Below are 25,266 nucleotides of genomic sequence, written 5' to 3'. Positions count from 1 at the left end.
CCTTCAGCGGTGGGAGTCGAGCACGGCGGACGGGTCGGGCACGCCGGCGGCCTCCGCGAGTTCGAAGACCACGGCGAGGCTGCGGCTGTTGTCGGCAGTCGTCACCCCGGCCGCGTCGTCGCCGTCGACGGCGCGCACGAAGTCGCGCCACGCGACCGCGAGGTCCTCGTCCGCAGCGGGCGGAAGGGTCGTCGCCACGCGGCGCGGCCCGTCGCCGGCGTCGACGTCGACCGCGAGGTCTCGCACCGTCAGGGTGCCGCGGTCGCCGACGAACACCCAGTCGCCATCCCACGGCGTGATCGTCCCGCGCGCCGCCCAGGTCCCGTCATACGCGACCTGGGCGCCCCCGTCGAGCAGCAGCTCGGCTTCGAGGTCCGTCGAGCCGGCATAGGACGTGTCCGGCCGGCGGGCTGCGGACGCGCGGACCACGTTCGCCTCACGGCCGGTGAGGTGACGCAGGAGGTCGACGTGGTGGATCGCCATGTCGGCCAGGAGCGGGTGAGCCAGCCGGTCGCGGCCCCCATCGGGGAACTCGGGTTGCGCGAAGGCGACCTCGACTCGAAGAAGTCGGCCGATGCTCGGCAGGTGGGCTCGCACCGACTCGGCCCAGGGCCGGAGTCGGTAGTTCTGGTTGATGCGCACCACCGCGCCATCGCCGGCCAGCTGCTCGAGTTCGGACAGCTCGGACCGGGTCGCCACTGCGGGCTTCTCGCACAGCACGGGGACGCCGCGGCTCACGGCTGCCCGGATCGCGTCGAGATGCAGCCCGACCGGCAAGGTCACGATCGCCGCGTCGAGTCCGTCGACATCGAGAGCCGAACCGAGGTCGTCGACGACGTGCACATCCGGCAGGTCGACGGTCGTCCCGCCCGGCCGGACCGCGACCGTGACGACGTCGACGTCGGGTTCGCCATCCAGTACGCGACACCATGTGCGCCCCCAGCGGCCCATCCCGAGCACTGCGACCCTTCGCGGCATCAGCATTCCCTCCCTGCGTGCGTTCTCCGCAGAACGGACGAACGGCCGGCCACCACCCCGCAGGACAGTCCCCGGCCGCTCCATCCGATCGCGTGATCAGCCCTTGTAGCCCGTCGGCGGGGTCAGGATGCCCCGCTCGATGAGCTTCTCGATGTTGCTCGCGCGCGTCTCGTGCTCGCGCGCGAGCCAGCCCTCGGCGGGCGGCGCGTCGAGGTACTGGTTCTTCGGGTAGATGGGCGTGTCGTAGATCGCGCGGTACTGCTCGGTGCGCAGGTCCTTGAACTGGTTGTACAGGCCGTTGGCCACGCGCGCGCGGCGCAGGGCCTCGATGTCGATCGTCGTGCAGACGAACGAGTCGCCGGACGTCCAGCCGCGCTGCTGCGTGAGGATCTGGCCGCGCGGGCCGACGATCATCGACTGGCCGCCGAAGAGGTCCTGCATGCTGCCGTCTTCGCGGACCTCCGGGCCGAGGTTCGGCGCCACGACATAGGCCGAGTTGAACATGGCGTGGGCGCGGTTCTGCAGCTCCCACATGCCGTTCTGCACGGCCGGCTCGATGAGCGTCGGGCGGATGATGATCTCGGCGCCGTTCATCGCGAGACCGCGGGCGATTTCGGGGTACACGCCCTCGTGGCAGATCGCGATGCCGATGTTGCCGATCTCCGTCTTCGCGACCGGGAAGATCGCGTCCATGACGTTGCCGTTGCCCTTCTTCTCGATGAACTCGTCCCACACGTCGTGCGGGTTCATGTTCCCGAGCATGCCGCCCTCGTAGGCGTCGGACGTCGCCTTGTACCGCTTGTAGACGATCTCGCCCTTGGGGTCGATGATGAAGGCCACGTTGAAGTGGCGGTCCGGGAAGTCGTCGTCCTTGACCATGTACAGCTCGGCCGCGATGTAGGTGTCGAGCTCGATGGCCTTCTTCGCGAGCTCGTCGGTCTCGGGGCCGGGAATGGTGACGGCGAAGTGCGCCTCACGTTCGCGGTTGCCGGGCGTGTTCGCGATCATGCCCTGGATCGCCATCTCCGGGAGGACGACGAGCTTGACCGGAGAGCCCTCCCACCGGCCGACCATCACGGCGGTGTCGATGAACTCGTTGATGCGCTTGACGTTCGCGACGCCATCGCCGGGGTTCTTCACGTTGATGGTTCGCGGCGACACGGCCACGACGACGAATGGGTCGATCATTGCTGTTCTCATTTCTTCTCTTCGGTGAGCAGATATGGCCGCGGGAACAGGCGTCTCTGCCGTCCGGGCGCTGAGTTAGCGCTAACTCAGCATAGGCACAGCTCTGAAGATCCCGCAAGCAGCTTGTGTAAAATGGCTGTTCAATCGGTTTTTTGAGGCGCAAAGGCGAAAGCCCCCTCTCAAGAGAGCGCACCACGAAGCCGAAGCCGATTCACGGAGGCCCTGCCACGGCTCCGTGGGTCGGCGATGTGCCGGTCAGGGCCGGCGATGTGCCGGTCAGGGCCTGGGGTCCGAGGTCGGGTGCCCGGTCAGCGCTTGGGCTTCGCGGTCGTGTCTCGGACGACGAGCTGGGGCTGGATGTACGGGATGTCCCCGTGCGCCTCTCCGCGGATCATCTCGAGGATCCTGGTGACGGCCACATGACCGATCGCCTCGAAGTCGAGCGACACCGTGGTCAGCGCCGGCCGGAAGTACGGCGCCTCCTTCACGTCGTCGAAGCCGACCACGCTGACGTCACCCGGTACGTCGATCCCGGCGTCGTCGAGCGCCTTGATCACGCCGAGCGCAAAGGGGTCGTTCGCGGCGAACACCGCGGTGACCCCGGGCATCTGTGCAAGCCGGCGGCCGGCACGGTACCCCTCGGCCGCTGACCAGTCCGACGTCTCAAGCGGTGGTGGGCCGACGCGGCCCGCCGCGGCGAGCTCTTCAGCCCATCCGCGCCGGCGCGCCCTCGACGCCATCCAGCCCTCCGGACCCTGCACATGCCATACCGTCTCGTGGCCGAGGTCGAGCAGATGCCGGACGGCCGCCCGTGCGCCACGGACCTCATCGATCGAGACACTCGTGGGGCTCGGCGGAGTGCCCTGCTGAAACGACACCACCGGCACGTCGATGTCGAGCGCCTCGAGCACGGCGATCGCGTCGTACAGGGGCGCAAGCACGACGACACCGTCGACCGCATCCGACCCCACCGAGTCGAACGCCGTACGGATCGTCGACCGATCGAGCGAATCGAGCGTCACGAGTCGCGTCGAGTAGCCGTGCTGCCGCGCCTCTTCGGAGATACCGTACAACGCGACCGACGGACCGAGCACCGAGAGTTCGAAGCTCACCACACCGATCGTCATCGTCCGATTGCTCGCCAGCGCCGCTGCCGCCGGATTCCGTCGGTACCGAAGCTGGGTGATCGCGAGTTCGACGCGCTCACGGATGTCCGGCGCGACGTTGGTGGCCCCGCGGACCACGCGCGAGACGGTCTGCTGGGAAACCCCGGCGAGCCTGGCCACGTCCACCATCCGAGGGCCCTTGGACCTCGACGCGAGCCGTTCGCCCCGACCGTTCCCCTTCGACTCCGGAGCGGCACGTGTCGACGGCATCCCATCATTATGCCCGGCCCGCCGCACCCGAGCCGGGAGCAGCGGGCCGGGATTCCCCACCTCGATCAGGGCCGCCGGTAGCGCAGCACGACCGGGTGCTGGTCGTACGGCCACTCCGCCCCCTCGACCATGTACTTGCGCGTCGTGTAGCTGCCGTCCATCGTCGAGGCCAGCGACGGGGGCCCGTCGAAGCCGATGACCCCCCAGCCGACCCGGTTCTCGTTGCCGCCGTAGACAGGATCGCCGTAGAAGCCCTGCCTGGTGTTCAGCACGAGCAGCGGGAAGAACTCCAGGAAGTCCTCGTTCACGGGCTGATTGCCCGCGGGGGCGCCACCGAGGCCACCGCCCTCGTCGTCGAGCGTGAATCCGCCCGGCTTCGCCGCGCCCGACAGCTTCTCGAGCACCGCGTCCTGGTCAGCCTCGCCGAGCTCGACGAAGGCGCCGCCCCCGAGCTCCTGTGCGAGACGATCCATCTCCCTGATGCCCTCGCGGTAGAAGCGCCGGCGCTGCTCGATCCGCTCCTCCCAGACCGCGGCCTCGCGGCCCTCCATCCGGAGGAAGCCGATACCGTCCGCGGCCGGGAATATGAACTGCGTGCCGGCGAGCATCCGGTCGATGAAGCGCACCACCTTCGCCTCGCGGGCGCCTGGGTGGTGGTCGGTGGGGATGATCCGCGCCGTCGCAGCCTCGATCGTGTCCCACTCGTGCTGAGAGAAGAAGGTCGGCCCCTCGACGTCGCGCGTCGATACGGGCACGGTGACCCATTCCGCTTGTCCCATGGATTCTGTCCTTTCGTGTCGTCCAGCGGCTTCGGCCGCGATCAGTCCTCGGTCCAGCCGTGGCGGTCGACGTGGAGGATCCGGTCGGAGCAGCGCCAGGCGTTGGCCATGATCGTGAGCGCCGGATTGATACCCGTCGCCGTGGGGAAGAAGCTCGCGTCGAAGACGTAGAGGTTCGGCACCTCGTGCGACCGGCACCAGCGATCGACGACGGATGTCGCGGGGTCGTCGCCCATCCGTGCGGTGCCGAGCTCGTGGGAGGTGTTGCCGGTGATCCTCTCCATGTTCACGGGGATCACCTTCCGTGCCCCCGCGGCCTCGAGGATCTCGCCGTTCTTCGCGACCTGCCAGCGCTCGTGCGCGAAGTCGTTGGAGTGCGGCGTGTGCGTGATCCGGGCGACTGGAAGTCCCCACGCGTCCTTGACGTTCGGGTCGAGGTCGACCCGGTTGTCCTCCACGGGCATGTCATGGAGAAGCATCCCGATCTTCATGCTGTGGTTGAAGAACTCCCGGTCCGCGTCCTTCGATGCCTGGCCCCACGTCGGCCGTCCGGGGAAGCTCCAGTTCACCGGGTGCCCGATCATCGAAGGGAAGATCAGCGAGCCGAGGATGTGGCCGCGACTCTCGTCGGTCTCGTAGAAGTCGAACGAGCACAGGCTCATGTAGTGGCCGGCCCAGCCGTAGAGCGGGTCGGTCACCTCTCGGTCGAACAGGCCCACCGAGAACGAGTACTGGTGGAAGGTCGCGTTCTTGCCCACCATGCCGTTGCCGTTGCCCAACCCGTCGGGGAAGAGCGCCGACTTCGACATGAGCAGCAGCCGCGGGGTCTCGATGCCGCCGCCGCAGACGATGACCGCCTTCGCATGCTGGACGAACTCGTCGCCGTCTTCGTCCTGATAGCGAACGCCGGTGGCCCGGCCGTCCTTGCCCACGAGGATCTCGCTGACGTACGACTCGGGGCGCAGGTCGTAGCGGCCGGTCGCGACCGCATCCGGGATGAAGCTGATCAGCGTGGACGACTTCCCCGTGCCGGGGTCGGGATACTGCTGCCAGAATCCGTTCTCGCTGAAGGGCTGCCGCCCGCGATACGGCTCGGTCACCATCCCCTGCGGCATGGGGAACGTGCTGTGCCCCAGCTTCGCCATCGCGGTCGAGAACGTCCGGCCGATCTGGCTGAGCGGCGACGGCTTGGTCGGGTATCCCCGGCTTCGCCAGGCCTCCCACTTGTTGGCGCCGGCGAGGCCGGACGTACCGAACTCCCATTCGACCCGCGTGTAGTACGGCTCGAGCTCGTCGTAGGTGATCGGCCAGTCGACCAAGCTGGCGCCCGGCACGTCACCGTGCAGCGAGCGGAGCTTGAAGTCGCTCTCGGCCATGCGCGGCACCATGCCGCCCCAGTGGGTCGTGCCTCCGCCGACGACCTGCGGTGTCGCCGAGAAGTTCGTGACGACCGCCTCCTCCTGATCGTTCGGCCGGTAGGTGCGCGGCTTCAGCTTGGGGTCCTGCCAGATGAAGTTCCGGTTCAGGAACTTCAACTCGTCGCCGGACGCGTGTTCGGGCTTCAGCCACGGGCCGCGTTCCAGGCCGACGACCCGCAGGCCCGCCTCTGAGAGGACCTTCGCGGCCGTTGCGCCGCCGGCTCCGGCACCGACGATCACGACGTCGACGGGCTCTGGCTGCTTCTTCCGATTCATGGGGTTCCTTTCATCTCCTCGAGGCCGGGTACCGCGATCACGCGGCCGAGGCCTCGATGCCGTCGCGTCCGACCTGCGCCAGCGGCAGCAGCTCGGCCCAAAGCTCATCCGGGATGTCGTGCGCGAGGAGCGCGATGGTCTCCTCGATTCGGCTCGGCTGCGACATCCCGACGATCGTCGATGCGATGCGCTCGTCGCGGACCGAGAACTGCAGGGCTGCGGCTGCCAGCGGCACGCCATGGCGCTCGCACAGCGCCTCCATCTTGAGGACGCGGTCGATGGTCGCCTGCGCCACCGGCGCATAGCAGTACCGGGGCACGGCGCGCGGGCCCTTGACGAGCATGCCGCCGCCGAAGGGTGCCGCGTTCACGAATGCGACACCGCGCCGCGCGGCATCCTCGATGAGCGGCTCGGCCGTCTGTTCGACGAGGGTGTACCGGTTGTGGCTGATGACCGCGTCGAACGCGTCCGTGGCGAGGTACTGCAGCTCGAGGTCGATCGGACCGCCTGCCACGCCGAGGTGTTCGATGACCCCTTGGTCGCGCAAATCGATCAGTGCCTCGAGCGGACCACCGGGAGCGGTGCCCTCCTCGAACGAGATCTTCTCCGGGTCGTGCAGGTAGACGAGCTGAAGCCGATCGAGGCCGAGCCGTTCCAGGCTCTCCTCGACCGAGCGGCGGACGCGGTCGCCCGAGAAGTCGGTCGAGCCAGGGAGCGGGTCGACCTTCGTGGCCACGACGTACCCATCAGGGATGCCGCCGCGCTCGGCGATCGCGCGCCCGATGCGCTCCTCGCTCGCCCCGCCGCCGTACTCGTTCGACGTGTCGATGAAGGTGAACGGACTGTCGAAGACCTGTCGGATCGTGGCGACTGCGGTGTCCTCGTCCACCTCATAGCCGTACTGAGCCGGGAAGCTGCCGAGGGCACTCGTGCCGACGCAGACGCCGGAGACGGTCAGGCCGGTGCGGCCGAATGGGCGATCGGACATGGGATTCCTTCTTTCGGTGTGTATCTGGTCGGAGTCGAGTCTCACGCTGCTCGAGCGCTGTCGCGGAGAAGGAAGGTGGGCTCCACCCGGGCGACCGGCCCTGGCTCTTCACCCGCCATCCTGAGGAGGAGTTGGCTTACCGCACGCCGCCCGACCTCAGCGAAGTCGAACCCGATCGTCGTGAGGCCAGGTCGGTAGTAGGCGGATTCGGGAACGCCGTCGAAGCCCACGACGGAGACATCCTCGGGCACCCGCCTGCCCTCGTCCGCGAACGCCTTCATGACGCCGAGCGCCATCTGATCGTTCGCCGCGAAGACCGCGGTGACGCTGGGGTCGCCCGCGAGGGTTCGCCCCGCGGCATACCCCGACTCCGTCGTCCAGTCGCCCTCGAGTGGCGGCGGCGCGGCGAGCCCTCGCTCGGAGAGCTCTCCGGCCCAGCCCGCGATCCGGGCGCTGGTACCCAGCCAGCCGCTCGGCCCACTCACGTGGCGAACGGTCCGGTGTCCCGATCGGACGAGGTGCGCGGTGGCCATGCGCGCACCGGCGATCTCGTCGGTCGCAACCCGATCGACCGCCGGCGTCGCCCCCGGCTGGAAGACCATGAGCGGGGCATCCATCTCGAGACCCTGAAGCGCGGCGAGGGCGCCCTCGACTGGTGCGAGCACGATGATCCCGTCGACGGAGTCGTCGACGAGGTGGTCGAGCGCACGACTCATGTTCGCCCGATCCGCCTCAGCCATGCTCACGATGTTGGTCGCGTACCCGGCCCGCCGGCTCTCGTCGGCGATACCGGTCAGGGCGACCGATGGGCCGTACTGCGCCAACCCGAAGCCGACGATGCCGATGCTCATGCTCCGGCTCGTCGCCAGTGCGCGCGCCGCCGGATTGCGGCGATAGCGCAGCTGCCGGATCGCGTGCTCGACTCGTTCGGCCAACTCCGGGGTCACGCTGTCCGAGCCGTTGACCACTCGCGACACGGTCTGGTGCGACACCCCCGCGAGGCGGGCGACGTCGATCATCCTGGGACCGCGCCCGGGTGCTGATTCTCGGCGCACGATTGACCTCCCCCTGACGGGTCGCGAACGGACTGGGATCGACGGGTGGGGCGTTCACCCCGGCACGGGCTACGCTGCGCGAGCCCGTGCCCGGCCGAAATGTCTGGAGAAGAACGAGGAGATCCGGTGCACTCCGCCGGCGCTGGAGAGGAAGACGGCGATCACGATCACCGCTCCCTTGATCACGAGCTGCGGTTCGGACGAGATGCCGACGAGGTTCATGATGTTGATGATCGTTGCGAGAACGAACACGCCGACCACCGCGCTGAGCGGGTCACCCTTGCCGCCCATGAGCGACGCGCCGCCGACGACGACGGCCGCGATGGCGTCGAGTTCGTAGCCGACGCCGATCAGCGAGCTGCCCTGGCGCAGCTGCGCCGCGGCGATGAGACCCGCGAGTCCGGCGAGGAACCCGGACATCGTGTACGTGATGATCAGGTTGCGCGCGACCGGCAGGCCGGACAGGCGGGCAGCTTCGGGGTTGCCGCCGATGGCGTAGAGCGAGCGGCCGAAGGTCGTGAACTTCGCTACGAGCGCGGCCACGAGGGCGACGATGATGAAGATGACGACCGGGTTCCGGAGGCCGACGACCGTTCCCGTCGAGAACCACTCGATGAACTGCTGGTCGAGGATCTGGATGAGGCTGGTCGACTGGATGATGTAGCTGAATCCCTTGATCGCGCTCATCATCGCAAGTGTGGCGATGAACGGTGGGATGCGGAGCCAGACCACCAGGAGGCCGTTGATGAGACCGGCGATGGCGCACGCGGTGAGCGTGAACGCGACCGACATGCCGGCCGACATCCCCGATTGCAGGGTGAGCGCCACGATGACCGTCGACATGGCGAGGATCGAGCCCACTGACAGGTCGATGCCGCCGGTGAGGATGACGAAGAACTGCCCGACGGCGAGGACGGCGACGATGGATGCCGCCGCGATGACGTTCTCGGCGTTGCGGATGGTGAGGAAGTCGGCCGAGGCGTAGTAGCCGACGACGATGATCGCGAGGAGCACCAGGAGGAGGTAGCTCTTCGGCAGGGCGCGGCGGAGCGCGTCGCCGATCCGGCTCCGGGTCGAGCTCGCGGTCGCCGACTTCGGGCCGCCGCTCTGCTCGGGCGGGGTCTTGAGGATGGTCTTGGACATGGTGTTCTCCTGTGGTGGAAGCCCGGTCGCCTACGTCGGCGCGTCTCAGGCGAATCGTTCGAGGATGGCGTGACCGTGCGGGTCGATCTCGTCGTGCGCGAGTTCGGCGACGACCTTCCCGCGGGCCATGACGAGCACGCGGTCGCACATCATCGCCTCGGTGATCTCCGAGCTCGCGACCACGACGGTTCCGCCTTGGCGGGCGAACTCGCGGAGGAGTTCGTACATGTCCTCCTTGGCGCCGACGTCGACGCCGCGCGTCGGTTCGTCGCACACGAGGATCCGCGCGTCCCGTACGAGCCAGCGGGCGAGGATCGCCTTCTGCTGGGTGCCGCCGCTCAGCGTGCGCAGGGGCTGGTTCACGCCGGAGACCCGCATGCCCAGCCTGTCGACCATGTCGGAGGCGACGCGCCGCTCGCGGTTGGAGTCGATGACGCTGAGTCGGCTGAACATCGGGAGGCTTGCGAGCGTGATGTTCGCGGCCACGCCCATCTCGGGCACGAATCCCGCGGCCTTGCGGTCCTGCGGGAGCAGGCCGATGCCGCGGCGGATGGCGTCGCGGGGGGCGGTGAAGTCGACGCGCCGGCCGTCGATGCTCATCTCACCGGAGGTGTGCCGGCGGGCCCCGGCGAGGAGGCTGGCAAGCTCCGACTGACCGCTGCCGATGAGGCCCGACAGTCCGAGCACCTCGCCTTCGCGAAGCTCGAACGAGACGTCGTCGACGCTGCCCTCCTCGTCGGAGACGTGATCGACGGTGAGGATGACGCGGTCCTTCGCGCCGGGGCCGAGGCGGGGCGACCGCTCGCCGCGCAGCGCGGCGTCGGCGATCGAACCCTCGAGGCTCTTGCCGACCATCGCCGTGACGACGTCGGCGGGGCGGGAGGAGGACGTGGCGAAGTCCGCGGCGTTGACGCCGTCACGGAGGACGGTGACGGCATCGCAGAGCTCGTACACCTCATCCATGCGGTGCGAGATGTACATGAGCGTGACGCCCTGCTCGGAGAGCGAGCGAAGCACGGTGAAGAGTCGGTCGACGTCGGGCAGCGGGAGGGTCGACGTGGGCTCGTCGAGGAGCAGCACGCGGGCGTCCTTGTGGAGCGCCTTCGCGAGCTCGACGGCCTGCTGCTCCGCGGTCGAGTAGCTTCCCACCGGCCTGCGGACGTCGAGGTGGAAGCCCACGCGGTCGAGCGCGTCGCGCGCCTCCGCCTGCATCCGGCGCCAGTCCACTGCGGCGCCGGCCCGCCGCGGGAGCTGACCGAGGAAGATGTTCTCGGCCACCGACAGCGACGGCACGAGCGACAGCTCCTGGTAGATGGTGTGGATCCCGGCGTGCTGGGCATCGAGCGGTTCCCGGAACCGCTGCCGCTCTCCGCCGAGCCGGATGGTGCCGGCATCCGGAACCTCGGCGCCGGAGAGGATCTTGACGAGCGTCGACTTGCCGGCGCCGTTCTGACCGGCCAGGGCGTGGATCGAGCCGCGGTGGACGTCGAAGCTGACGCCCTTCAGGGCATGGACTCCCGGGTAGGACTTCGTGATGCCCTCGAGCTGCAGCTCTGGCATCCGCTCGTCGCTGCCGGCGGCAGCCACGGCCTCGCCCGGGGACTGCTGGTTCGCGAGCATCGGTGCTCCTTCGTTGGTCGAGGTGGGGCCGGCTCCGGGCGTGCCGGAGCCGGCCCGGCGGGTCAGTCCTGTGCGCGGACGTAGGTGTCTTCGGCCACGTAGTAGTCGGCCGCGTTCTCGGGAGTCACGACAGTGGTCTCGATGAACAGCGTCTTGTCGGGGCACTGCGACTGGTCGTCGTTGTAGGCGGCCAACGCCATCCGGACCGCGGTCGCACCCTGGTCCCAGGGCTGGTTGGACGCCGTCGCCTGGAGCGGGCCGTCAGGGTCGTCCATCATCTGCTTGACCGAGACCATGCCGCCGTCGTAGCTGGAGAGGATGATGCCGTCACCCCAGAGGCCGGCCTGCTGGAGGCCCTGCACCACGCCGCCGTTCATGACGTCGCTCATGCTGTACACGACCTTGAGATCGGGGTTGGCCGTCGCGACGTCGCGGATGGGGGCGAGCGCCTTGTCGGGCTTCCACTCGCCGTACTTGGTGTCGAGCTTCACCGTGGAGACGCCGGGGTGGTCGGCCATCACGCCGTCCCAGCCCTCCATGAAGCCGTTGAACCGGAGGTCGCTGAGCACGTCGCCCGGGAAGCCGCCGATGCCGACGACCTTCATCTCCCCGGAGTCGCCGAACTTCTCGAGCGCCTTCGTCGCAGCGACCTCGCCGGCGAGCGACCCGGTGTACTCCTGGTCCTCGGCGACGTAGCAGAACATGTCGGGCACGAGGCTCTCGTCGAGGTTCGAGTTCACCGTGACCAGGGGGATGCCCGCATCCTTCAGCGCCTGGACGGACGGCGCGACGCCGATCGGGTCGTTGGCGTTCATGATGACCACGTCGACGCCCTTCGTGATGAGCGTCTGCACGTCGGCGTTCTGCCGCACCGTGTCGCCGTTCGCGTCGAGCAGCTCGATCCGTGCGCCGATCTCCTCGGCCTCGGCCTGGCCGCCCTCGACGAGGGTCTTCCACCAGTCGCTGCCGCTGATGCCGCGCTGGCTCCAGCCGATGACCAGCCCTTCGCCCGTTTCCTTGTCCTCGGCACTCGCCGCCTCGCCACCGGGGCGGCAGCCGGCGAGCGCGAGCGCGGCGACCGCGATCGCTGCTGCGGCCGCGATCCGGCGTCGACGCCGGTCCGGCCGGGCTGAGAGGTTCGCCATGTCCAACACTCCTTCGTGTCTGTCCTGAACGACCTTCAGCGGCCGTCAGAGGCGACGGTAACCTAGAGTTAGCGCACTATCAAGAGTCGGAAGCCATTCGTTTCGTCCTAGGCTTCATGGCGGTCCCGTCCCGATCTAGCTTGGGGCCGCAGTATGTCCCGATCAAGCGCCATTTATCCCGCCGGTCACGAAAGATCGGCATTCGGTATGCGGCGACGAGCGTCAGCGCCCTTCCATTGTTATTGTGATCGCTAACTCATTGCATTCCAGGCCGAAGGGATGACGAAATGGAACTCCGATCGCACGAGGTCGCGATCGCGCGTGTGCGGGCCGAGGTCGCCCGACTTCACGGCGAGCTGACCCGCTACGGCCTGGTCGTGTGGACCGGCGGCAACGTGTCGGGCCGGGTGCCCGGCGCCGACCTGTTCGTGATCAAGCCCTCGGGCGTGGCGTACGACGACCTCGCGCCCGAGAACATGATCCTCTGCGACCTCGACGGCGCCGTGATCCCCGGCACCCCCGGCAGCGACCGCAGCCCGTCCAGCGACACCGCCGCGCACGCCTACGTGTACCGCAACATGCCCGACGTCGGCGGCGTCGTGCACACCCACTCCACCTACGCGACCGCCTGGGCGGCGCGCGGCGAGGAGATCCCCTGCGTCATCACGGCCATGGCCGACGAGTTCGGCGGGCCCATCCCCATCGGCCCGTTCGCCATCATCGGCGACGACTCGATCGGCCGCGGCATCGTCGAGACGCTCTCCGGCCACCGCTCCCGGGCGGTGCTCATGCAGAACCACGGCCCCTTCACCATCGGCGCGAACGCGAAGGACGCGGTCAAGGCCGCCGTCATGGTCGAGGACGTCGCCCGCACCGTGCACCTCGCGCGCGAGGCCGGCGAGCTCATCCCGATCCCGCAGGAGGCCATCGACCGGTTGTACGACCGGTACCAGAACGTGTACGGCCAGTCATCCGACATCCGTCGTACCGCGTGACGCCACCCGTGAGGCGACCATGACGACCCGGCCGGCCCCGCCCCGCCCCGCCCCGCCCCGCCCCGCCCCGAGGAAGCGGTGCCGGAAACCCGCTCAGGTCAACTGGTTGCCGCGCCGCAGCCGATCTGCTGCGATGAGGCGATGAAGCAACTCACCTACGCGGGCGGTGACGTCCTCACCGGCACCGCGATCGCGGAAGCCGTGATGGACTTCGCCGAAGCGCTCGCGCGGCACGACGACGCGTCGCAGGTCACGTTCCCCGCGCTCGGCGAGGACGGCTCGATCCTGCAGACCACGCTGCTGATCGGCCCGGCCAGCCAGATCGTCGCGCGGGACGTCGAGGTCGAGCACGACGAGCTCGTGGACGACGCGGCGGTCCGCGAGCTGCGCGCCCGGATCCGCGCACTCCGCGCCGGGCCGTCCTCGGGCGACCACGGCGATCACGACGTCGACCACCCGTCGATCGACGAGTTCTAGGCGCCCGGCCGCGGCACTGGTCAGAAGCTGCCGATCCCCTTCCCGATCATCACGACGCCGATCACGAGCAGCAGCACCGCCATCACCGCAGCGTTGTGGTCGACGAGCCACCGACGGAGCGACTCCAGCGGAGCCGACATCCGCTCGGACGCGAGCAGGTAGGCGACCACCGGGATCGCGACCGAGCTCGCCGCGAGCACGGTGAGGACCGCGATCGCGATGGTCGACCCGCCGACGCCCTCGCCCGCGCTGCCGATGAGGACCCCGGCGCCGGCCGCCATGATGAGGTTCTTCGGGTTGATCGCCGCGAGCGCGAACGCCAGCAGGAAGGCGCGTGCGGGGGTCATCTCGCCGATGGCCTCCATCCACTTCGGCAGGGCCGCCGTCTCGCCCGGCTTCGGGCGCCCCTGCCATTGCCGCAGCGCGAGGAACAGCAGCAGGAGGCCCAGCAGGATCTTGATGGTGCAGGTCGGCGTCGCCCTCGATGGCGATGTCGGATGCCGCGACGAGCTCGTCGAGCGGCCGACCGCCGAAGAGCGCCTCGGCGAGCGCGCCCTTCGACGACCTCGCCGTGGCATCCGGTTCGGGATGTCGCGCACCGGCCGTGTAGACGAGCACGCCGTTGCGCACCTCGAGCAGGTACTCCACCGGCCCGTCCGCCGTGTCCTCGACGGTCCACGCCACGGTGGCGGCGAGGTCGCCGGTCCGCTCGGCGTTCAGCTTGATGCCCGCGAAGTCGAGGATCATCTCGGTCGTCATCGCCGCGAACACGTCGGGTGTGGCGAGCTGGATGCTGCCGAGGTCGCGCACGCCGTTCCGGAGCTCGACCGCGGCCATCAGGTACTCGTTGCGCCACGTCGCGTTCTCGGCCTGGTAGCCGAGCTGCTCGAGCGCGTCGGCCTGGAGCTCGGCGGCCTCCCGGTTCGCCGGGTCGGCGAACACGACGTGCGTGAGCACCTCGGCGACCCAGCGGTAGTCGCCCTCGTCGAACGACGCCCGGGCCCCCTCGACGACGGCGTCCGCCCCGCCCATGAACTCGACGTAGCGTCGGCCGGATTCGGTGGGCGGCAGGACGTGCAGGTGCGCGGGATGCGAGTCGTACCATCCGAGGTACCGCTGGTACACGGCCTTGGCGTTGTGGTTCAGCGACCCGTAGTAGCCGTGGCTGTACCACTGGCGGTCGAGGCTCGCGGGCAGCCGCAGCTGCTCGGCGATCTCGGTCATGGTGCCGGAGGTTCGCGAGCCGCAGGGTCTCGTCGTGGATGAACTTGTACAGGTCGCGCTGGTCGCGGAGGTACTCCATCGCCCGCGCCCACGGCGGCGACGCGAGCGCCGAGAACCGTCCGGAGGGCGGCGCACGCGTGCGGTTCGAGCTGCCGGCGCCGCCGACCGACGTCGCCCGGTCGTGATGCCGAGCCGAGGCCGACTCAGGCGGACCGCGGGTGCGGAACGACCAGCACCGGGCGGTGGGCGTGGTGGAGCACCGCCTTCGCGACGCTGCCGAGCAGCAGTTCCCGACTCGCCGACCGGCCGCGTGAGCCGACGACGATCGCGCCGGCTCCGCGCTCCGCGGCGTACTCGGTGAGCGTCCCGCCGACGGCACGCGCGCTGCCCGCGCGACCGCGCAGCGGGACGAGCGTCGCCTCCCCCTCGGCGTGCGCCTCACCCTCGGGTGCGGTGGTGACTCGCTCGAGCTCGCGGCCGGGGAACAGCCGTTGCGCTGCCGCGGCGGCGGCCTCGGCGCCCGGCGACCCGTCGAACGCGATGAGGATCGGTCCGGATCCAGCGGCGGCCCGCTCAGCGGACATGAGCGCGGCGGGGACGACGAGCACCGGCACGCGGCTGACGTGCACGACCAGGTCGGAGGTGCTGCCGAGCAGTGCCTGCGCGCCGCCCATCCCCCGGGACCCGAGGACGATGACGTCGAAGGCGTCCTGCTCGGCGATCCGGGCGAGCTGGTAGCCCTCGTTGAAGCTCCGCTCGACCCTCGGCTCCGCGTCCCACCCGGCCGCGCGGGCGAGCACGACGCCCTGCGCGACGAGCCGCTCGGCCTCCGCACGCCCCTCGTCCTCGAGGAGGTCGATGAGCCGGTCGACGCTCTGAGCCCGGCTCGCAAGCCGCTGCCGAAGCTCGGCCGAGGCGAACGGCGGCTCCCACAGGAAGAGGACGGTGGCCGACGCGCCCGGGAGGAGTCGTCCCGCGGTGTCGACCGCATCCATCGCGGATCGCGAGGCGTCGTATCCGAACAGCACCCGCACCGGCCGTGCTCCTGCGTTCGTCGTCGTCATCCGCTCCCGTTCGTCCCGATCGTCAGACCTCGATCGTCCCGGGTGCGGATGCCGAAATCCAGTGCCGAAGGTCCCGGAGCGGTGCAGCGGCGAACCCTGCGCGGCCCGATGGCACACTGGAGACCGGCGGCCGACCCCGCCCGCGACCCCATGGAGTGCCACGAGTGATCACCGACGCCGCGCGCGAGTTCCTCGCCGAACGCCACCTCGCGACGCTCTCGACGCTCGACCGACGCGGCCGAATCCACTCGGTGCCCGTCGGCATCACCTACCTCGACGGCATCGTCCGGGTGATCGGGAGCCGCGGGTCGCAGAAGTTCCTCAACGCCGAACGCAGCGGCCGCGCAAGCGTCAACACGGTCGACGGCGCCCGGTGGATCAGCTTCGAGGGCCCCGTCCGCGTCCTCGACGACCGGGACGCCGTCGCGGTCGCGGTCGAGCTGTACGCCGCCCGCTACCGGGAGCCGCGTCCCAACCCCCAGCGCGTCGTGCTCGAGCTCACCGTCGAACGGGTGCTCGGCTCCTCCGGCATGCGCGACGAGTGACTTCTGCTTCACCGGATGTCAACCGTCTCGTCGCGCTCGAACCGCCCTCGTAGGGTCGAGGCTCACCGTCCGCGATGAAGCTGGAGGTCCCATGACGCAGCACGACCCCGCGCGAGCATCCCGCATCGCGCTGTACCGGGCCGGGGCCGATTCGTGGCGGGCGATCGACCCGTCCTTCCCGCTGTGGGATGCCCGATGCCTGCTGGCGCACGTCGAGGCCGTCGGCGACCACTTCGTCGTGCTCTCGCTGGTCCCGCCGCTGGGCGGCGTCACCGAGGTCGCGACCCTGTCCGCCGCCGAGGACGTCGTGGAGCAGATCCGCCGCGCCGCGTGAGGCCGGGCTGATCGGGCGTCCCCTCCGCACCCAGGTGGGCGTGGGTACACTGGCCGTTCGCTCCGGCGCGCCCCCACCCGCCGGATCTCCCACTTCGCCCGACGCACGCCGCTCGACCCGACGAGAGGAGCCGACGTGCCCACGAGCCCCACGCCCGCGCCCGGCCGCACCGCCGGCCCCGTGGCATCCGTTCGCCGCCTCGTGCGAGCGACCGCGCGCGCCGCCGACCGCACCCCGCCGCTCGCGTACGCCGCCGCGGTCGCACCCGTGGCCGTCATCATGGTCGCGGTCGTCACCCAGCCGTGGATGCCGCCGACCGACCTCGTACGCGACAGCCAGGCCGTCGCCGTGCTGCGCGACTCGACGCACACCGCGCACGGACTCGTCTCGAACCTCGGCATCCTGGCGACGGCGGTCGGCGCCGGCGCCGCGTTCATCGGGGCCGCCGCGGCATCCGCTCGTCGCCACCGGCTGCGCCGCGCCCTCGCATGGGGCGGCGTCGCCAGCCTCGTCGTCGCGCTCGACGACCTGCTGCTGCTGCACGAGGGCGCCACCTTCGCCTCATGGATGCCGAAGGCCATCGCCGCCGCATACGCCGTCGGCTTCGCCGCCTACCTGTGGCGCTTCCGCACCCCGATCCTGCGGCACCTCGACGTCGGCCTGCTCATCCTCGCGCTGCTCGGCCTCGGCACCTCCGCGACCGTCGACGTGCTCGCCGAACCCGCGACCGTCGCGTCGGTGCTCGTCGAGGACGGCGCGAAGCTGCTCGGGCTCGCCGCGTGGAGCGTCTTCCTCGTGCGCGGTGCACTCGTCGCGCTGCGACCCGCGGGTGCGACCGCGAGCCGCAGCGACGGCGATCGAGCGGATGCCACGAGCCGGGCTCGCACGGTCACCACGGGTCGCTGACGCCCCCGCACTTGGCACCCTCACGGGGGATGCCGCCGGACATATCCATCCGCATACGTTTGGCACACTCACTGCGCCAACCCGAGGTGCAGGGGTGAGCGTGGGGAGAACACGATGAAACGAAGGGGCATGACGATCGCCGCGGCGTTCGTCGCCGGAGCGATGATGCTCGCCGGCGGAGGCATCGCGTATGCCGACACCCTCGTGGTCGAAGACGAGCTGATGGTGGGCGGTTCCAGCAACCTTCAGCTCGGCACGGTCGCGTGCGGCGAGCCTCGATCAGTGACGGTCGACCTGGTGATCGAACGTGGTGGCAACGCGACCGGCGGCAACGCCGGAAACAACACCGTGTTCAAGGAGGGCACGAGCGCCGCGATCTCGAAGGTCTCCGTCGGGGCCGGCGCCAGCGCCAGCGACCCCACGGTCTCGTCGGTCGCCATCCCGGCCGGCTGGTACGCGACTGGCGACAGCCTCTCCGCCGGCCAGTCCACCATCACGGTGACCACCTCGACCGCAGGGCAGTTCTCGAGCACCGTGGTCTACCGAGCGAGCGGGACGAACGCCAAGGACGGCGAGCGCGTGGCCGACGGATCGGTCACCGTCCGTTGGACGGTCGGCAGCTGTACCGCACCGCCGCCCGCCGACACCGTGGCACCCGTGGTCACGCTGGAGTGCCCGTCGGAGCCTGTGCTCCGGAATGAGCCGGCGACCGCCTCGTGGTCCGCCACCGACAACGTCGGCTTCGCTTCGGGCACGGTCACGAGCGGGACGGTCTCGCTCGACACCTCGACGTACGGGGCGAAGACGAAGACGCTCGCTGCGGGATTCATCGCGGATGCAGCGGGCAACACCTCGGCGGCCGTGAGCTGCAACTACTCCGTCACCGAGCAGGACCCGCCGGTGGTCACCTTCGCGAACTGCCCCGACCCCTTGGAACTCGTGATGGAGCAGGAGTACGTGCTCACGTGGAACGCGACGGACGAAGAGGGCGGTTCCGGACTCGCCACTGACGCGACCGGTACGATCACGATCGACACCGACGTCTACGGCCCCGGCTCGGTCACCGCTCCGATCGCTCGCGATAACGCAGGGAACGAATCGGCCCAGGTGAAGTGCGAGTACTTCGTCGACGACGTGACGCCGCCGGTCGTGAACCTCACCTGCCCGGTCGGACCGTTCCTCCTGGGCGAGACCGTGCCCGACGCGCAGTGGACAGCGTCCGACCCGTCGCCCGGTTCCGGCCTCGCCGGCGCGGACAGCGGCTCCATCGCCGTGAGCACGTCGAGCGTGGGCGCGAAGACGCTCAGTGTCCCAGCAGGCGCCGTGAGCGACATCGCAGAGAACACGTCACTGGAATCGAACGTGTGCAGCTACTCGGTGGTCTATGACTTCACCGGGTTCCTGCGACCGGTCGACATGGGCACCACCTTCAACTCGGTGAAGGCCGGTAGCGCGGTCCCCATGAAGTTCAGCCTCGATGGAGATCAGGGTCTCGGCATCATCGCGGCCGGATTCCCCAAGATCAACCGCTACACCTGCGGCCCGATCCCGAACGTCGACCCGATCGAGGAGACGGTGAACGCCGGCGGAAGCAGCCTCAGCTACGACCCGGTCACTGACCAGTACAACTACGTCTGGAAGACCGATAAGGGCTGGGCTGGATCGTGTGGCACGTTCACGCTGAAGCTGGATGACGGCACGACGCACACTGTGAACTTCCAGTTCAAGAAGTAGCGCTGCAACATCAGCGAGGGCCCCAGCCATCCGGCTGGGGCCCTCATTCGTGCGGCGGCGGATCAGCGACCGGTGAGGTCCTTCGCCGCGTCCGTGGCGGAGCCGACGCGGTCCTCGACGGTGCTGCCGGCGCGGTCGACGGCGTCCTCGGCCTCGTCCGCGGTGCCCTCGACGGCGTCGCGTGCGGAGTCGATGCCGGTGGTGGCCTGCTCCTCGACCGAGTCGACCGCCGAGCCGACCTCGCCGATGCCGTCCCTGACGGTGCCGGTGGCATCGTCGAGCGCGCCCTCGCGAGCGGTCTCGGCACGGTCGCGGACGTCGCCTGCGGTCTCACGCGCGATGTCGCCGGTCTCGCGACCCTCCTCGACGACGGTGTCGACGGCGCCGCCGCCGGTCACCTGGTCGAAGACGTGCTGCGCCGGGGCGGGCAGCATACCGGCCGCGCCCGCGGCGCCCGCGCCGCTCACGCTGACCGCCGCGGCGGCGGAGGCGCCGATCGCGATCTTCGCCGCGATGCCGAGTCCTGCGAACCACTCGATTGCCATGTTCCTTCTCCTGCTTCTCGGCGCCGTCGATCGAGTCGACAGGGTCGGCGCCGTGGTCGGGTCCTCTGTGCGGGGAGTCGAGATCCACGACGCTCGGTCGAGGTCGAGGCGACTGGCCAGCGCGGCAGTGGGCCGCGGCGGCGCGTCGGAGGACGCCGTGCGAAGTGCGCCGAGCGCCTCGGCGAGCGGCGCGAGGTCGTCGCGGGCGGCGGGTGCCTGCCCGCGAAGCAGCGCCACTGCCTCGTCGTCGGTGATCCGTCGGTTCCTCATCTCACTCCCTGCCATCGTCGGAACCCCGTGCAGGGGTACGGGTCGGACGAACTTTTCTGCGCAATGTCTCGAGCGCCCGCCGTTGGAGGGCCTTCACCGCCCCCGGCCGCTTGCCGAGGACCTCGGCGACCTGCTCGACGGTGAGGTCGGCGACCACGCGCAGGACCATGACGTCGCGCTGGTCGCGCGAGAGCCCGTCGAGCAGCTCGAGCGCGGCGGCATCGCCGAGATTGCGCAGCGCGTCGTTCTCGGCGCTCGGCACGCGCCGAGGGTCGGCGTCGGCGTCGAACGGTTCGTGGACGCCGCGACGACCCCGACGCCGCAGTTCGTCGGTGAGCCGGCGGTACGCGATCGTAAACACGAACGACCGGAAGTCGGCCTCACCGCCCTCGAACGTGTGGAGCCGGTCGAAGACCGCGAGGAAGACCTCGCTCGTGAGGTCGTCGGGCTCGTGCGAACCGCGGGCGCGGAGGAACGCCGCGACCGCGGGCGCGTACGCGACCCACAGGTCGGTGCACGCCCACTGCGCGCCCGCCTGCGCGGCGAGCACGAGCGACGTGAAGGCCTCGGGCCCGGCAGCATGCGCGCCGGGCCGGGGTCGGGCCGATGAGCCGAGAGCGGATGGCGCGACGGCGCCGTCGTGTTCGGTCATCCGAGGGAGTGTAGGCGAGCCCCGGCTGGACGGTCGCTGACCGTCCACAGGGCGGGGGCGGGACCCGCCTACTCCGGGCGGGACTCGCCGAGCGCCGCCAGGCCGCCCGCACGATAGCTCTCCCAGTCGCGGTTCGCGCCGTCAGCGACCGAACAGGCGCGCGAAGAAGCCGGTCGACGGCTCGTCCTCGTGCCCGGCGCAGCGCTGGTTGCGGGGCACCCCGCGCATGACCTGGTCGACGTGCTGGCCGCATCCGGCCCAGGTGGTCTTGCCGCAGGTGCGGCAGGTGATGGCGCGACACATGGTGGTTCTCCTTCAGGTTGCGGGGTCTCGATACGCGCCTCCGGCGCTACTCGACCACCGGGAGCGGGCGTCAGGCGGCAAGGTCGGCGGCTTCGGCGACGCGCTCGCGCGCGTCGGTTCCGGCCTTCCACGTCAGGTAGCCGCCGTCGAGGTTGACCGCGTCGCGGCCGTGCTGTGCGAGCAGCCGTACGGCGGTGTGGCCGCGCTGGCCGACCTTGCAGTGCACGATGAGCCGGCCCTCGGGCAGCTCGTCGAGGCGGTCGCGCAGCTCGTCGAGCGGGATGCGCAGGGAGCCGGGGATGGCGCCGTCGGCGACCTCGCCCGGGTTGCGCACGTCGAGCACGGTCGCGCCGGCGTCGACGGCCGCATCGACCTCGTGCCACTGGATCGACGGCGTGAGGCCGTCGGCGGCGTTCATGGCGACGTAGCCGAGCATGTTCACCGGGTCCTTCGCCGACGAGTACTGCGGCGCATAGGCCAGCTCGAGGTCGGCGAGCTCGGAGGCGGTGAGGCCGCCGGCCATCGCGGTCGCGATCACGTCGATACGCTTGTCGACGCCCTCGCCTCCGACGCCCTGGGCGCCGAGTATGGCGTCGGTCCCGGCGTCGACGAGCAGCTTGAGCGACATGCCCTCGGCGCCCGGGTAGTAGCCCGTGTGCGAGGCGGGGTGAGTGTGGAACACGCGGATGTCGCGCCCCCGCGCACGCAGCAGCTTCTCGTTCCACCCGGTGGTGGCGACGGTGAGGTCCATGACGCCGACCACGGCGGTGCCGAGCGCGTCGCGCACCCGGACCTCGCGACCCGTGATCGCGTCGGCCGCGAGGCGGCCGTGGCGGTTCGCGAGGCCCGCGAGCGCCACGATGCGCGGCTCGCCGGTGATCGCGTCGACCTTCTCGACGGCGTCGCCGATGGCCCAGATGTGCGGGTCGCTCGTGCGCAGGTGCTCGTCGACGCGGATGCCGCCCCGCTCGCCGAGTTCGAGCCCGGCCGCTGCGGCGAGCGACGTCTCTGGGCGCACGCCGACGGAGCCGAGCACGAACTCGGCCGGGACGGTGGACCCGTCGCCGAGCGTCGCCGTGTCCGCTCCGATGGCCACCACCTCGGTGCCGAGGCGCACGTCGACGCCGGCGTCGATGAGGCGCTGCGCGACCGGGCCGGCCATCTCCGGGTCGATGGGCGGGAGCACCTGCTCGGCGAGCTCGACGAGGGTGACCTCGAGGCCGCGGTGCACGAGGTTCTCGACCATCTCGAGCCCGATGAAGCCGGCGCCGATCACGAGCGCGGTACGCGGCTGCACCTCGAGGCGCGCCATGGCCGTGTCGACGTCGTCGATGTTCCAGAGCGTGAGCATGCGGTCGCCGCCCTCCATCGGCGGGCGGATGGGCACGGATCCGGGCGAGAGCACGAGCGCGTCGTACGGCAGCATGGTCTCCTCACCGGTGGTGAGGTCACGCGCGGTGACGGTGCGGGCGGCGCGGTCGATCGCGACCGCCTCGGTGCGCACGCGCACGTCGAGGCCGAATCGGCTGCCGAGCGATTCGGGCGTCTGGAGCAGCAGGCTCGATCGCTCCTCGATGACGCCGCCGAGGTAGTAGGGCAGCCCGCAGTTGGCGAACGACACGTAGCCGCCCCGCTCGAGGACGGTGATCTGCGCGTGCTCGTCGAGCCGGCGCAGCCGGGTCGCGGCGGACATGCCGCCGGCGACGCCGCCGATGATGAGGTACCGCTGGGAGGTCATGGCCCCATCGTACGGATACCCCCGGGGTATTGTCAAAACACCCCACGGGTATCAGTCAGCCACTCAATGCCGCGAAGACCTCGTAGACCATGAACGCCGGCCAGAACACGCCCTGGAAGAACGCGGCCACGAACTCCCAGAAGCTGTCGGCGCGCGAGAAGAAGTAGACCCAGGCCCCGATGACGGTGAGGAAGTAGATCCCGCCGCCACCCGCCGCACCGGCCCGTGACCCGCTGTCGCCCATGTCGCACCTCCAGGGCCGACGGTACGCCGCGTCATCCGCTCGGTGTCGGGCCGAAGGGCCCCCGGAACGGAAGGGACGCGGCTAGCGCGGCCGGCGCCGACGCGCCGCGGTGACCACGAGGTAGCCGCCGAGCGTGCCGAGCACACCCAGCCCCGTGCCGAGCAGCGTCCCCTCCCAGCGCCGGAAGCGCCGCTCGCTCGTGACGATGCTGCCGACGCCGGTGATGAGCGCGGCGCTGATCATGCCCGCCACGAGCCGATTGCCGATGCGCTCGGTGCGCGCCACGAGCGGCTCGAGCTCCGCCGCGCGCAGGTGCACCTGCATGCCGCTGCCGTCGGCCGCGTCGATGAGCCGTCGCAGCACGCCGGGCGCCTCCAGCGCGAGCTCGCCGAGGTCGATGCCCGCCCGCGCCATCCGCCGCGCGAGGGCCGATGCGCTCACCCGCTCGCGCGCGAGCCGCTGGGCGTACGGCTCGAGCGACTCCCCCAGCCGGAACTCCGGGTCCAGCCGCAGCGCGAGTCCCTCGATGAGCAGCAGCGCCTTGAACAGCAGCGCCATCTCGCGCGGCAGGTGCAGGCGGTTGGCGCGCAGTATGGCGAACAGGTCGGCGATCATCCGGGCGAACGGCGTCTCGCGCAACGACCGCAACCGATACTTCGCGAGGAAAACCCGGAGGTCCTCGCGGAGCGCCTCGCGGTCCGCGGGGGCCGAGCCCACCGAGACGCCCGTGAGGGCGCCCGCGAGCATCTCCGGGTCGCTGCGGACGAGCGCGACGAACAGGGCGCTGAGGTGCCCCCGGAGGTCCTCGCCGATCGCGCCGACCATGCCGAAGTCGATGAGGGCGATGGTGCCGTCGGCGTGGATGAACAGGTTGCCCGGGTGCAGGTCGGCGTGGAAGAAGCGGTCCTCGAAGGTCATCTTCAGCACGATCTCGGCGCCGCGCCGGGCGACCCGCTTCCGGTCCACCCCCGCCGCGTCGAGCGCCTCGGCATCCCCCACGTTCATGCCGCCCATGCGCTCGAGGGTCAGCACCCGCGAGGTCGTGTGCTCCCAGAACACCCGCGGGATCACCACGTCGTCCTCGGCCGCGAAGTTCTCGGCGAACCGCTCCGCGTTCCGCCCCTCCTGCAGGTAGTCGAGCTCGGCGCGGAGCGTCTCCGCGAACTCGTCCACCACGCCCGACACGTCGATGTCGCGTGCGGGCCCCCAGCGACGGGTGGCCCGCGCGGCGAGGTTCTGGAGGATCTCGAGGTCCTCGAGCACCTGCGCGACCGCTCCGGGACGCCGCACCTTCACCACGACCGCGGTGCCGTCGTCGAGCGTCGCCGTGTGCGCCTGCCCGATCGACGCGGATGCCAGGGGCCGGTCGTCGAACTCGGCGAAGAGCGCCTCGGGCTCGGCGCCGAGCTCCCGGCGGATCACGGCGCGGATGTCGGCGGTGGGGACCGGCGGCGCGGCATCCTGCAGCTTCGCCAGTTCGTCGACGAACGCGGGCGGCAGCAGGTCGGATCGCGTGGAGAGCAGCTGCCCGAGCTTGATGAACGTCGGCCCGAGTTCCTCGAGCGCGAGCCGCAGGTGCTCGGGCGACGTGGCGGCGAACCCCGGGTCGGCGGCGCCGGCGACCTCGGTGGACCGTCGGCGCGGCACGAACCGCCCGAGGCCGAGCAGCCCCGCCAGGAACCCGAGGCTGTGGCGACGGAGGGTCGCCGCGATCTCCCGGTACCTCGCGTTGTGGTGCCGCTCCTCGCGCTCCGCCATCAGAACGTCGAACCGAGCGCCTTCGCCTTCAGCGCCTCGAACTCGCCGTCGCTGATGACGCCCTGGTCACGCAGCGCCTGCGCCTTGGCGATCTCCTCGGTGGGGCTGGCGAACGAGATCGCGCGCATCTCCTCCCGGCTGTACTCCTGGTACTCGACCTGCTTGCGCGCAGACCGCTCGGCCATGCCCTTGCCCCGCACGATGAGGTACACGAGCCCCGTGATCCACGGGAGGAACAGCAGCAGGATCAGCCAGAGCGCCTTCATCCACCCGTTCAGCGAGTGGTCGCGGAAGATGTCGATCACGATGTAGACGAGCACCAGCAGGTAGGCGAGGTACGCGAACATCCAGAAGTAGAACCAGATCCAGCTCCACAGCTCCATGGTCGGCGCCCTCCGCTCGCCTCCGACTGGTGCACACGCTACTCCCGAGGCGGTCGCGCGGACGGTCTTTGGTCCCGGATGGCGCCGCTCCCCCGTCGATAGCGTGACGGCATCGCCCCCGGAAGGAG

General features: G+C 70.3%; 26 protein-coding genes and 1 pseudogene. 7 read left to right on the top strand and 20 right to left on the bottom strand.

What is annotated here, in order from left to right; translation table 11 throughout:
• Positions 1–3: 3 nt before the first annotated feature.
• From M1L56_RS11490 to M1L56_RS11445, 10 genes are all read right to left on the bottom strand, one after another.
• A complete protein-coding gene (locus M1L56_RS11490; protein ID WP_248599326.1) occupies positions 4–978 on the bottom strand; it encodes a Gfo/Idh/MocA family protein in 975 nt (324 codons plus the stop codon).
• Between the two features lie 96 nt (positions 979–1,074).
• On the bottom strand, positions 1,075–2,166 hold the full coding sequence (locus tag M1L56_RS11485; RefSeq protein ID WP_248599325.1) for a nitrilase-related carbon-nitrogen hydrolase: 1,092 nt from the start codon (positions 2,164–2,166) through the stop codon (positions 1,075–1,077).
• Positions 2,167–2,474: 308 nt separating this feature from the next.
• Complete coding sequence (locus M1L56_RS11480) at positions 2,475–3,461, bottom strand: LacI family DNA-binding transcriptional regulator (protein ID WP_248599324.1); 987 nt, start codon at positions 3,459–3,461, stop codon at positions 2,475–2,477.
• Between the two features lie 146 nt (positions 3,462–3,607).
• Positions 3,608–4,321 carry a gluconate 2-dehydrogenase subunit 3 family protein gene (locus M1L56_RS11475; RefSeq protein WP_248599323.1) on the bottom strand — a complete coding sequence of 238 codons (714 nt, stop codon included), beginning with the start codon at positions 4,319–4,321 and terminating at the stop codon, positions 3,608–3,610.
• 41 nt (positions 4,322–4,362) lie between these two features.
• Complete coding sequence (locus M1L56_RS11470; protein WP_248599322.1) at positions 4,363–6,015, bottom strand: GMC family oxidoreductase; 1,653 nt, start codon at positions 6,013–6,015, stop codon at positions 4,363–4,365.
• Between the two features lie 37 nt (positions 6,016–6,052).
• Positions 6,053–7,003, bottom strand: a complete 951-nt coding sequence (locus M1L56_RS11465) for an aldo/keto reductase (RefSeq protein ID WP_248599321.1) — start codon at positions 7,001–7,003, stop codon at positions 6,053–6,055.
• Positions 7,004–7,044: 41 nt separating this feature from the next.
• Positions 7,045–8,022, bottom strand: a complete 978-nt coding sequence (locus M1L56_RS11460) for a LacI family DNA-binding transcriptional regulator (protein WP_248599320.1) — start codon at positions 8,020–8,022, stop codon at positions 7,045–7,047.
• Between the two features lie 105 nt (positions 8,023–8,127).
• Complete coding sequence (locus M1L56_RS11455; RefSeq protein ID WP_248599319.1) at positions 8,128–9,201, bottom strand: ABC transporter permease; 1,074 nt, start codon at positions 9,199–9,201, stop codon at positions 8,128–8,130.
• Positions 9,202–9,246: 45 nt separating this feature from the next.
• Positions 9,247–10,821 (bottom strand): sugar ABC transporter ATP-binding protein, encoded by a 1,575-nt coding sequence (locus M1L56_RS11450; protein WP_248599318.1) that lies wholly within the window; start codon positions 10,819–10,821, stop codon positions 9,247–9,249.
• 62 nt (positions 10,822–10,883) lie between these two features.
• Positions 10,884–11,966: a sugar ABC transporter substrate-binding protein gene (locus M1L56_RS11445; RefSeq protein ID WP_248599317.1), complete on the bottom strand. Its 1,083-nt coding sequence runs from the start codon at positions 11,964–11,966 to the stop codon at positions 10,884–10,886.
• Between the two features lie 287 nt (positions 11,967–12,253).
• On the opposite strand from M1L56_RS11445, the gene M1L56_RS11440 reads away from it, so the two are divergent.
• Both M1L56_RS11440 and M1L56_RS11435 read left to right on the top strand, forming a co-directional pair.
• Positions 12,254–12,961: an L-ribulose-5-phosphate 4-epimerase gene (locus tag M1L56_RS11440; protein WP_248599316.1), complete on the top strand. Its 708-nt coding sequence runs from the start codon at positions 12,254–12,256 to the stop codon at positions 12,959–12,961.
• Positions 12,962–13,102: 141 nt separating this feature from the next.
• Positions 13,103–13,438: a hypothetical protein gene (locus M1L56_RS11435; RefSeq protein ID WP_067949732.1), complete on the top strand. Its 336-nt coding sequence runs from the start codon at positions 13,103–13,105 to the stop codon at positions 13,436–13,438.
• A 20-nt stretch (positions 13,439–13,458) separates the two neighbouring features.
• Here the strand turns inward: M1L56_RS11435 and M1L56_RS11430 are convergent, their stop codons facing one another.
• Together M1L56_RS11430 and M1L56_RS16220 are read right to left on the bottom strand one after the other, a co-directional pair.
• Positions 13,459–14,016, bottom strand: a complete 558-nt coding sequence (locus M1L56_RS11430) for a GAP family protein (protein ID WP_248599431.1) — start codon at positions 14,014–14,016, stop codon at positions 13,459–13,461.
• Positions 13,964–14,662, bottom strand: a pseudogene (locus M1L56_RS16220) (alkyl sulfatase dimerization domain-containing protein); the annotation flags it as partial. The pseudogene M1L56_RS16220 and the gene M1L56_RS11430, both read right to left, overlap by 53 nt.
• 38 nt (positions 14,663–14,700) lie before the next feature.
• Here M1L56_RS16220 and M1L56_RS11420 point away from each other — a divergent pair.
• Entirely contained in the window at positions 14,701–14,847 is a 147-nt protein-coding gene (locus tag M1L56_RS11420; RefSeq protein WP_248599315.1) for a hypothetical protein, read from the top strand.
• 18 nt (positions 14,848–14,865) lie between these two features.
• Here the strand turns inward: M1L56_RS11420 and M1L56_RS11415 are convergent, their stop codons facing one another.
• The gene (locus M1L56_RS11415) at positions 14,866–15,726 is read right to left on the bottom strand and encodes a universal stress protein (protein ID WP_248599314.1); all 861 of its coding nucleotides are present in this window, start codon (positions 15,724–15,726) and stop codon (positions 14,866–14,868) included.
• A 164-nt stretch (positions 15,727–15,890) separates the two neighbouring features.
• Between M1L56_RS11415 and M1L56_RS11410 the strand changes: the two genes are divergently transcribed.
• From M1L56_RS11410 to M1L56_RS11395, 4 genes are all read left to right on the top strand, one after another.
• Positions 15,891–16,271: a TIGR03618 family F420-dependent PPOX class oxidoreductase gene (locus M1L56_RS11410; protein WP_082847264.1), complete on the top strand. Its 381-nt coding sequence runs from the start codon at positions 15,891–15,893 to the stop codon at positions 16,269–16,271.
• Between the two features lie 91 nt (positions 16,272–16,362).
• The gene (locus tag M1L56_RS11405) at positions 16,363–16,605 is read left to right on the top strand and encodes a hypothetical protein (protein ID WP_067949752.1); all 243 of its coding nucleotides are present in this window, start codon (positions 16,363–16,365) and stop codon (positions 16,603–16,605) included.
• 135 nt (positions 16,606–16,740) lie between these two features.
• Complete coding sequence (locus M1L56_RS11400) at positions 16,741–17,511, top strand: hypothetical protein (RefSeq protein WP_067949757.1); 771 nt, start codon at positions 16,741–16,743, stop codon at positions 17,509–17,511.
• 129 nt (positions 17,512–17,640) lie between these two features.
• Positions 17,641–19,245: a PxKF domain-containing protein gene (locus tag M1L56_RS11395; RefSeq protein ID WP_248599313.1), complete on the top strand. Its 1,605-nt coding sequence runs from the start codon at positions 17,641–17,643 to the stop codon at positions 19,243–19,245.
• Positions 19,246–19,307: 62 nt separating this feature from the next.
• On the opposite strand, the gene M1L56_RS11390 is transcribed toward M1L56_RS11395, so the two are convergent.
• The 7 genes from M1L56_RS11390 to M1L56_RS11360 form a co-directional block, all read right to left on the bottom strand.
• Positions 19,308–20,060, bottom strand: a complete 753-nt coding sequence (locus M1L56_RS11390) for a hypothetical protein (RefSeq protein ID WP_248599312.1) — start codon at positions 20,058–20,060, stop codon at positions 19,308–19,310.
• A 1-nt stretch (position 20,061) separates the two neighbouring features.
• Positions 20,062–20,712: an RNA polymerase sigma factor gene (locus tag M1L56_RS11385; RefSeq protein WP_248599311.1), complete on the bottom strand. Its 651-nt coding sequence runs from the start codon at positions 20,710–20,712 to the stop codon at positions 20,062–20,064.
• A 141-nt stretch (positions 20,713–20,853) separates the two neighbouring features.
• Complete coding sequence (locus M1L56_RS11380) at positions 20,854–21,015, bottom strand: hypothetical protein (protein ID WP_248599310.1); 162 nt, start codon at positions 21,013–21,015, stop codon at positions 20,854–20,856.
• A 70-nt stretch (positions 21,016–21,085) separates the two neighbouring features.
• On the bottom strand, positions 21,086–22,753 hold the full coding sequence (locus tag M1L56_RS11375) for an FAD-dependent oxidoreductase (RefSeq protein ID WP_248599309.1): 1,668 nt from the start codon (positions 22,751–22,753) through the stop codon (positions 21,086–21,088).
• Between the two features lie 55 nt (positions 22,754–22,808).
• Entirely contained in the window at positions 22,809–22,997 is a 189-nt protein-coding gene (locus M1L56_RS11370; protein ID WP_248599308.1) for a hypothetical protein, read from the bottom strand.
• 81 nt (positions 22,998–23,078) lie between these two features.
• On the bottom strand, positions 23,079–24,755 hold the full coding sequence (locus tag M1L56_RS11365; RefSeq protein ID WP_248599307.1) for an AarF/ABC1/UbiB kinase family protein: 1,677 nt from the start codon (positions 24,753–24,755) through the stop codon (positions 23,079–23,081).
• The gene (locus tag M1L56_RS11360) at positions 24,755–25,138 is read right to left on the bottom strand and encodes an SHOCT domain-containing protein (protein WP_248599306.1); all 384 of its coding nucleotides are present in this window, start codon (positions 25,136–25,138) and stop codon (positions 24,755–24,757) included. Before M1L56_RS11360 ends, M1L56_RS11365 begins: the two co-directional genes overlap by 1 nt.
• Positions 25,139–25,266 lie beyond the last annotated feature (128 nt).

It is taken from the genome of Agromyces sp. C10 (assembly GCF_023217995.1).
Lineage (GTDB): Bacteria > Actinomycetota > Actinomycetes > Actinomycetales > Microbacteriaceae > Agromyces > Agromyces indicus.
Note: the sequence above shows the minus strand (reverse complement) of the source record. Positions and strands in the feature narration are given on the sequence as shown.

What these genes read in the sequence shown, in the direction of transcription:
- M1L56_RS11490 (WP_248599326.1), bottom strand. Translation starts at nt 978, where the DNA reads ATGCCGCGAAGGGTCGCAGTGCTCGGGATGGGCCGCTGGGGGCGCACA.
- M1L56_RS11485 (WP_248599325.1), bottom strand. Translation starts at nt 2,166, where the DNA reads ATGATCGACCCATTCGTCGTCGTGGCCGTGTCGCCGCGAACCATCAAC.
- M1L56_RS11480 (WP_248599324.1), bottom strand. Translation starts at nt 3,461, where the DNA reads ATGGTGGACGTGGCCAGGCTCGCCGGGGTTTCCCAGCAGACCGTCTCG.
- M1L56_RS11475 (WP_248599323.1), bottom strand. Translation starts at nt 4,321, where the DNA reads ATGGGACAAGCGGAATGGGTCACCGTGCCCGTATCGACGCGCGACGTC.
- M1L56_RS11470 (WP_248599322.1), bottom strand. Translation starts at nt 6,015, where the DNA reads ATGAATCGGAAGAAGCAGCCAGAGCCCGTCGACGTCGTGATCGTCGGT.
- M1L56_RS11465 (WP_248599321.1), bottom strand. Translation starts at nt 7,003, where the DNA reads ATGTCCGATCGCCCATTCGGCCGCACCGGCCTGACCGTCTCCGGCGTC.
- M1L56_RS11460 (WP_248599320.1), bottom strand. Translation starts at nt 8,022, where the DNA reads ATGATCGACGTCGCCCGCCTCGCGGGGGTGTCGCACCAGACCGTGTCG.
- M1L56_RS11455 (WP_248599319.1), bottom strand. Translation starts at nt 9,201, where the DNA reads ATGTCCAAGACCATCCTCAAGACCCCGCCCGAGCAGAGCGGCGGCCCG.
- M1L56_RS11450 (WP_248599318.1), bottom strand. Translation starts at nt 10,821, where the DNA reads ATGCTCGCGAACCAGCAGTCCCCGGGCGAGGCCGTGGCTGCCGCCGGC.
- M1L56_RS11445 (WP_248599317.1), bottom strand. Translation starts at nt 11,966, where the DNA reads ATGGCGAACCTCTCAGCCCGGCCGGACCGGCGTCGACGCCGGATCGCG.
- M1L56_RS11440 (WP_248599316.1), top strand. Translation starts at nt 12,254, where the DNA reads ATGGAACTCCGATCGCACGAGGTCGCGATCGCGCGTGTGCGGGCCGAG.
- M1L56_RS11435 (WP_067949732.1), top strand. Translation starts at nt 13,103, where the DNA reads ATGAAGCAACTCACCTACGCGGGCGGTGACGTCCTCACCGGCACCGCG.
- M1L56_RS11430 (WP_248599431.1), bottom strand. Translation starts at nt 14,016, where the DNA reads ATGCCACGGCGAGGTCGTCGAAGGGCGCGCTCGCCGAGGCGCTCTTCG.
- M1L56_RS11420 (WP_248599315.1), top strand. Translation starts at nt 14,701, where the DNA reads ATGAACTTGTACAGGTCGCGCTGGTCGCGGAGGTACTCCATCGCCCGC.
- M1L56_RS11415 (WP_248599314.1), bottom strand. Translation starts at nt 15,726, where the DNA reads ATGACGACGACGAACGCAGGAGCACGGCCGGTGCGGGTGCTGTTCGGA.
- M1L56_RS11405 (WP_067949752.1), top strand. Translation starts at nt 16,363, where the DNA reads ATGACGCAGCACGACCCCGCGCGAGCATCCCGCATCGCGCTGTACCGG.
- M1L56_RS11395 (WP_248599313.1), top strand. Translation starts at nt 17,641, where the DNA reads ATGACGATCGCCGCGGCGTTCGTCGCCGGAGCGATGATGCTCGCCGGC.
- M1L56_RS11390 (WP_248599312.1), bottom strand. Translation starts at nt 20,060, where the DNA reads ATGAGGAACCGACGGATCACCGACGACGAGGCAGTGGCGCTGCTTCGC.
- M1L56_RS11385 (WP_248599311.1), bottom strand. Translation starts at nt 20,712, where the DNA reads ATGACCGAACACGACGGCGCCGTCGCGCCATCCGCTCTCGGCTCATCG.
- M1L56_RS11380 (WP_248599310.1), bottom strand. Translation starts at nt 21,015, where the DNA reads ATGTGTCGCGCCATCACCTGCCGCACCTGCGGCAAGACCACCTGGGCC.
- M1L56_RS11375 (WP_248599309.1), bottom strand. Translation starts at nt 22,753, where the DNA reads ATGACCTCCCAGCGGTACCTCATCATCGGCGGCGTCGCCGGCGGCATG.
- M1L56_RS11370 (WP_248599308.1), bottom strand. Translation starts at nt 22,997, where the DNA reads ATGGGCGACAGCGGGTCACGGGCCGGTGCGGCGGGTGGCGGCGGGATC.
- M1L56_RS11365 (WP_248599307.1), bottom strand. Translation starts at nt 24,755, where the DNA reads ATGGCGGAGCGCGAGGAGCGGCACCACAACGCGAGGTACCGGGAGATC.
- M1L56_RS11360 (WP_248599306.1), bottom strand. Translation starts at nt 25,138, where the DNA reads ATGGAGCTGTGGAGCTGGATCTGGTTCTACTTCTGGATGTTCGCGTAC.